The organism is Pseudomonas sp. SDT291_1_S447, from assembly GCF_054070155.1.
This window is the reverse complement of the sequence record NZ_JBSVXS010000193.1, coordinates 1-6707: the sequence shown is the minus strand read 5'-3', so window position 1 is coordinate 6707 and position 6707 is coordinate 1. Positions and strand designations below refer to the sequence as shown.

Genomic DNA, 6707 nt, shown 5'->3' with positions numbered 1-6707 from the left:
CGCATTCCAAAGTAGGAGCTGCCGCAGGCTGCGATCTTTTGATCCTGGCTTTTTTGATTGTTAGCGAGCTATCGGAATGTTCAAGGCGTTCGGGCGCGGCTAGACTGTCGGGCTGCCGACTTGCCAACCTGGATGCCTGATGAACTTCCGTACCATTCTGATCCTCGGTGCCTTGACCGCCTTCGGGCCCTTGGCAATCGACTTCTATTTACCCGCATTTCCCGCGATGGCGCTGGCGTTCGGCACCGACGAGAAACATGTACAGATGACGCTGGCGGCGTATTTCGCCGGGTTGTCGATTGGCCAACTGGCTTACGGCCCGGTGGCGGATCGCTTTGGCCGACGCATCCCGTTGCTTGTGGGCCTCACGCTGTTCACTTTGGCATCACTGGCCTGCGCTTATGCGCCGAACCTGGAATGGCTGATCGCTGCCCGTTTTGTCCAGGCCTTGGGCGGTTGTGCGGGGATGGTGATTTCCCGGGCCGTGGTCAGTGACAAATGCGACGCGGTGGGATCGGCGAAAGTTTTTTCGCAATTGATGCTGGTGATGGGCCTGGCGCCTATTCTGGCGCCGATGCTCGGCGGTCTGCTGGTCAACACCACAGGCTGGCAGTCGATCTTCCTGGTGCTGACCGGGTTCAGCGCGCTGGCCGGTTTGGCCGTGGCGCTGGGGCTGCCGGAAAGTATGCCAGCACACATGCCGCGCCAGCCGTTGTCCGGCGCCCTGCGCCAGTACGGGCGCTTGCTCAAGGACCGGGTTTACCTCGGTCATGCTCTGACCGGTGGCATCGCCATCGCCGGGATGTTTGCCTACATCGCCGGCTCGCCGTTTATCTTCATCAAGTTGTATGGCGTCCCGGCCGAGCATTTCGGCTGGTTGTTCGGCACCAACGCGGCGGGGTTCATTCTGGTGGCGCAGGTCAACGCGCGTATGTTGGCCAAGCGCGGCCCGGCGTTCCTGCTGTCGCGGGCGGTGTGGGTTTACTTCGGCGCGGGGCTGGCGTTGCTCGCGGTCAGCGCAATGCACACCGGATCCTTGTGGCCGCTGCTGATTCCACTGTTCATCTGCGTGTCGAGCCTGGGCTGCATCAGCCCCAACGCCGCCGCCTGCGCGATGAACGGTCAGGGCGCACGCGCCGGCAGTGCTTCGGCACTGCTCGGCTGCATGCAATTCAGTGTCGCCGCTGGTGCTTCGGCGCTGGTGGGGGTGTTGCACGACGGCACCGCCGTGCCGATGGCAATAGTCATCAGCCTGTGCGGTTTGCTGGTGGTGTGCGTGGCGCTGCTCACCCGCCGCCTGCAGAATGCCCGGGCTCTGGCGCAAGCACAGGCCGAGGCATAAATAACCTCAGCCGGCGGCGCGCTGCTGGCTGCGATCGGGAATCTGATGGGGCGCGCAAAGTCGCGCTTCGAGGGTGCGGGTGAAGGCCAAGGCTTCGGCTTCACTGCGGAATGTCACGGCGTGTTGGTCCAGACGAACCTGCCATTGAGACTTTGCCACTTCTTTTATCAGGATCTTCATTGCTGACCTCCCTTGCGTAAAAGATGTATCGCAGAGGCTTCGATTGTAGACCTGAATACGATCGCAATTGTGACAACGCTCAAGCATCGGACTGACGGCAAAAAAAAGCGCAGCCCCGCCGACCGCTCTAGGTCCGGCGAAGGCTGCGCTGTGCGGTTTTTTAGAAACCTTCTAAAACAATTTTCCCCTTGGCTTTGCCACTTTCCAGCAGCTCATGGGCGCGACGCAGGTTCGCCGCATTGATTGTGCCGAAATGCTCGCCCACGGTGGTCTTCAACGTCCCGGCATCAATCAGTTGCGCCACGCGGTTAAGCAGCTTGTGCTGTTCGATCATGTCCGGCGTCTCGAACAGCGAGCGGGTGTACATGAACTCCCAATGCAGCGACAGGCTCTTGCGCTTGAGTTTGCTCACGTCCAGGGACTTCGGATCGTCGATCAGTGCCAGTTTGCCTTGCGGTGCCAAGGCTTCGACCAATTGATCGAGGTGCTGATCGGTCTGGGTCAGGCTGGCAACATGAGTCACGCTGTCGATCCCGGCGCGCTTGAGTTCTTCGCTCAGCGGCTGGCTGTGATCGATGACCAGATCGGCGCCCAGTTCTTTGACCCAGTCGCGGGTCTGCTCGCGGGACGCAGTGCCGATGACCTTCAGACCGGTCAGTTGCCTGGCCAATTGCGTGAGGATCGAGCCCACCCCGCCGGCCGCGCCGACGATCAGCAGGCGCTGATCTTCATTGGTTTTGCTTTCGCGAATTTGCAGGCGCTCGAACAGCAATTCCCACGCGGTGATCGCGGTCAGCGGCAGTGCGGCGGCTTCGGCGAAACCGAGGGATTTCGGCATATGGCCGACGATACGCTCATCGACCACGTGCAGTTCACTGTTGCCGCCGGCACGGGCGATGGAGCCGGCGTAGAAAACCTTGTCGCCGGCCTTGAACAACGTCACTTCGCTGCCGACAGCCTTGACCACACCGGCAACGTCCCAGCCCAGCACTTTCGCCGCGCCGTTTTCCGGCGCCACGTTCTGCCGCACTTTGGTGTCGACCGGATTAACCGAAATGGCTTTGACTTCCACCAGCACATCGCGCGGGCCGGCGACCGGCTCTGGCAGTTCGATGTCTTGCAGGGATTTTGCGTCGCTGATCGGCAGTGAAGCGTAATAGGCGATGGCTTTCATGAGTGGCTCCGTACAGGTAATAGAAGAAGGGGTCAGGCAATCGCGCCGAGGCGCTTGAGCTGAAAGTGTTCGATGGCGTGGCCAGCCGTTGCCTGGAAATGCTGGAAGTGCGCGCTGGCGTTGTGCGCCTCAAGAATCGCTTCGCTGGCCCAGTGTTCAATCACATAAAAAACCTGCGGGTCGGCGAGGTCACGGTGCAGGTCGTACTGGCTGCAACCGGCTTCGGCGCGGCTCGGTTCAACCAGTGCGCGCAGGCCCTGTTCGAGAAGGTCCTGTTGGCCCGGTTTGGCGATCAGGGTGGCAATAGCGGTGAATGGCTGGGTCATGCTCGGCTCCAGAGAAGCGGGATGAATGCGATGGAGAGATGATTGGCTATTTCTCTGCGAGATAAAACCGGCTAAAAGTGCAGTCTCTTTCAATATTTTTTTGATAATCGAGGCTGAGCATGCTGCGTTTCGACGACTTGCAGTTGTTTGTCCGGGCGGCGGACCTGGGCAGTCTGTCGGCAGCAGCGCGGGTAATGGACATGTCCGCGGCCGTGGCCAGTGCGGCATTGAAACGGATCGAACAGCAACTGGGGGCGCGCTTGCTGGCCCGTTCGACCCGCAGCTTGCGCCTGACAGCCGAAGGCGAAGGCTTTCTCGAATACGCGCGGGCGGCGCTGAGCAATCTTGATGAAGGCCGACGTTTGCTCGCCAGCGGGCAGGAACAGGTCAGCGGCGTTCTGCAGTTGTCGGCGCCTTCGGACTTCGGGCGCAATCTGTTGCTGCCATGGCTCGACGAGTTCCAGCGCGAGCACCCGAAGCTGACCGTGCGCTTGCTGCTCGGCGACCGCATCGCCGATCTGTTCCGTCAACCGGTGGACATCGCCTTGCGCTATGGCGAGCCGGAAGACTCGAGCCTTGTCGCCTTGCCAATCGCCCCGCACAACCGTCGTGTGCTGTGCGCATCGCCTGCGTACCTGGCGCGACACGGCGAACCACGTCAGCTCGAACAACTGGCGCAGCACAATTGCCTGTTGTACATGCTCGGCAGCCGGGTTCATGACCATTGGAGTTTTCACGACGGCAAACGCGAGGTCAGTCTGACCGTCAGTGGTGACCGTTTCAGTGATGACGCCGACGTTGTGCGTCTATGGGCGCTGGCTGGAGCGGGAATAGCCTACAAATCCTGGCTCGACGTGGGCGCCGATGTGCTCGCCGGCCGCCTCAAAGTGCTGCTGCCGGAGCTGCTGTGCGAACGCGCTCCGCTGAATCTGTTGTGCGCCCATCGCGCACAATTGAGTAAGCCGGTGAACCTGTTAAGGGAAATGCTCGCCAGCCGATGCGCTTATTTGAGTAGCCAATTTCCCGTTTTCTCGAAAGTTGATCATTAGTCGCAGCTAAATAGAGAAATTTCTGTCAGGAACAATCACCACCCGTGCAGGCTGCGGCACGGGACGCGGCCTGCATCCCGCTTATACTAGCGCCCGCCTCATGCAAGTACCTTAACCCGGCCCGAACGCCTTCGCACTGTGCTGCTCCTGTCTGGTTCAGGATTGTTCAGCGAAGATGGTTTCTGCGCCGGAAGATGTTATGTCAATGGCCTGCCTTGCCTCGGCTCAGAGCGATTTTCGCGTCTTGGCCGCCGACCCATTACTGGTCAAGATGTCTGCGAGCAGTAGACGATACGATTCCACAGGGAGTGAATACATGGAACATGCACCTTGCATCAGCCAGATCGCCACGTTGCTGGCCGACCCCAAGCGCAGCGCGATGATGTGGGCGCTGATGGATGGCTCGGCCCGGCAGACCGAGGAGCTTGCGTTACTGGCAGGTCTGTCGCCGTCGTCGGCCAGTGCGCATCTGGCACGGCTGGCCTCTGGTGGTCTGTTGAAGGTCGAAGTCCGTGGGCGCAAACGGTTTTTCCGCCTCTCGGCACCGGAGGTGGGCGCGGCGATAGAGGCGCTGGCCAGCGCCACCATCGCCAGCGCCCCGCGCGAAGTCGCCGAGGTTTTCAAACGCAGCACCCCTATGGCCAAGCCCCAGGCGGCACCGTCTTCGCTGTTGCGCGCACGCTTTTGCGACGATCATCTGGGGGGCACGCTGGCGGCCGACCTGTATCAGCGATTGCTCGACGCCGGCTGGATCGAACAGCTTGAACAGCGCGTGGTGGTGACCCTCAAGGGTGCAAAACAACTGGCAGGGCGGGGAGTGTTCATTCAGGCGCTGGCCCATCGCAATGTTCAGGTCGCCTGTGCCTGCCCGGACTGGAGCGAGCGTCGTCCGCACATGGGCGGTACCCTCGGCGCCGCGTTGCTGCAGTTGTTCATGCAATCCGGCTGGCTGACCCTGCCCAATGACTCAAGAGCGCTGCAACTGACGGCGACCGGGCAGCGTGAACTGCATCGATTTGCCAAGGAAACCGAGCTGGAGATGGCCTAGCAGAGCCGCTTGATCATTACCTGCCACGGCGGCATTCCGGCTGGCGTCGTCTACGGCTGCGAACAGGTCGCATCCAGCACGAACGCCCAGGCGTGATCGCGCACACTCGATCCGGGGACATTTCGGATGGGGGACGCGGTATGGATAATCAAGGCTACAGTGCGGCAGAACGCTTGGAACGACTGCCGATCAGCGGTTATCACCGGATCATTTTTATCATCATCGCTCTGGCGTTTTTCTTCGATTCCATGGATCTGGCGATGATGACGTTCCTGCTCGGCTCGATCAAAGCCGAGTTCGGTTTGAGCAGTGCGCAAGCTGGACTGCTCGCTAGCTCGAGCTTTTTCGGCATGGTGCTGGGGGCGTCGCTGTCCGGCATGCTCGCTGATCGCTTCGGGCGCAAACCGGTGTTTCAGTGGAGCATCGTGTTGTGGGGCGTGGCCAGTTATCTGTGCTCGACGGCGCAAACGGTCGAGACGCTGACGCTGTTTCGCATCCTGTTGGGGATTGGCATGGGCATGGAGTTTCCGATCGCCCAGTCGATGTTGTCCGAGCTGATTCCAGCGCAACGCCGCGGGCGCTATATCGCGTTGATGGATGGCTTCTGGCCGCTGGGGTTCGTAGCGGCCGGCGTACTGTCTTACTTCCTGTTGCCGCTGATTGGCTGGCGCGACATCTTTCTGGTCTTGGCGGTGCCGGCGGTGTTTGTGCTGGCGATCCGCTTTTTCATTCCCGAGTCACCGCGCTGGCTGGAACAGGCTGGAAAGCTTGAAGCGGCAGACAAGGTCTTGAACGGCATAGAGGCGCGGGTACGTTCGTCACTCGGCGGCGCCGCGTTGCCGGAACCGCTGCGCTTGCCGCGCACCGTGACGCCGCCGGGAGATTTCTTTGCGGCGCTCAAACAGATCTGGTCGCCGCAGTATCGCCAGCGCACCACGATGATCTGGAGCTTGTGGTTCTTCGCGCTGCTCGGCTTTTACGGGCTGACGTCGTGGCTCAGTGCGCTGCTGCAACAGTCGGGTTTCGCCGTGACGCAGTCGGTGTATTACACGGTGCTGATTTCCCTGGGCGGGATTCCCGGGTTCTTGATGGCGGCGTGGCTGGTCGAGCGCTGGGGGCGTAAACCGGTGTGCATCGTCACCTTGCTCGGTGGTGCGGTGATGGCGTTTCTCTACGGCCAGAGCGCAGTGTTTGGCGGCAATGTGGCGCTGTTGATCAGCACTGGATTGCTGATGCAGTTTTTCCTGTTCGGCATGTGGGCGGTGCTCTACACCTACACGCCGGAGCTGTATCCGACGTCGGCGCGGGCGACAGGCTCTGGGTTTGCCTCGGCGATTGGCCGCGTGGGTTCGCTGCTCGGGCCGTTGGTGACCGGGCTGGTATTCCCGATTACCGGGCAGGGCGGGGTGTTTGCGCTGGGCGCGGCGTGCTTTGCGATTGCGGCGGGGGTGGTGTGGCTGTTCGGGATGGAGACGCGGGGGAAAACCCTGGAAGAGCTGACTGAAACCCAATCCATCGGCTAACACCGATCCAATGTAGGAGTGAGCCTGCTCGCGATAGCGGAGTGTCAGATATGGGTTTTTTAGCT

7 protein-coding genes are annotated in these 6707 nt (G+C 61.1%); 4 read left to right on the top strand and 3 right to left on the bottom strand.

The window, feature by feature from the left end; genetic code table 11:
• The first annotated feature begins 139 nt into the window (after positions 1-139).
• Positions 140-1342, top strand: coding sequence for a multidrug effflux MFS transporter (locus ACW9IR_RS28225; protein WP_457465895.1), 1203 nt, complete (start codon positions 140-142; stop codon positions 1340-1342).
• Between the two features lie 6 nt (positions 1343-1348).
• Here the strand turns inward: ACW9IR_RS28225 and ACW9IR_RS28220 are convergent, their stop codons facing one another.
• The 3 genes from ACW9IR_RS28220 to ACW9IR_RS28210 form a co-directional block, all read right to left on the bottom strand.
• Positions 1349-1522, bottom strand: coding sequence for a hypothetical protein (locus ACW9IR_RS28220; protein ID WP_007914687.1), 174 nt, complete (start codon positions 1520-1522; stop codon positions 1349-1351).
• 160 nt (positions 1523-1682) lie between these two features.
• Positions 1683-2696: a zinc-binding alcohol dehydrogenase family protein gene (locus ACW9IR_RS28215; RefSeq protein WP_457465892.1), complete on the bottom strand. Its 1014-nt coding sequence runs from the start codon at positions 2694-2696 to the stop codon at positions 1683-1685.
• Between the two features lie 32 nt (positions 2697-2728).
• Positions 2729-3022, bottom strand: a complete 294-nt coding sequence (locus tag ACW9IR_RS28210) for a putative quinol monooxygenase (RefSeq protein ID WP_102901600.1) — start codon at positions 3020-3022, stop codon at positions 2729-2731.
• Between the two features lie 119 nt (positions 3023-3141).
• On the opposite strand from ACW9IR_RS28210, the gene ACW9IR_RS28205 reads away from it, so the two are divergent.
• The 3 genes from ACW9IR_RS28205 (at position 3142) to ACW9IR_RS28195 (ending at position 6642) form a co-directional block, all read left to right on the top strand.
• Positions 3142-4071, top strand: coding sequence for a LysR family transcriptional regulator (locus ACW9IR_RS28205; protein WP_457465890.1), 930 nt, complete (start codon positions 3142-3144; stop codon positions 4069-4071).
• Between the two features lie 316 nt (positions 4072-4387).
• On the top strand, positions 4388-5119 hold the full coding sequence (locus tag ACW9IR_RS28200) for an ArsR/SmtB family transcription factor (RefSeq protein WP_095122022.1): 732 nt from the start codon (positions 4388-4390) through the stop codon (positions 5117-5119).
• Between the two features lie 140 nt (positions 5120-5259).
• Positions 5260-6642, top strand: coding sequence for an MFS transporter (locus ACW9IR_RS28195; RefSeq protein WP_110721115.1), 1383 nt, complete (start codon positions 5260-5262; stop codon positions 6640-6642).
• Positions 6643-6707: the final 65 nt, after the last annotated feature.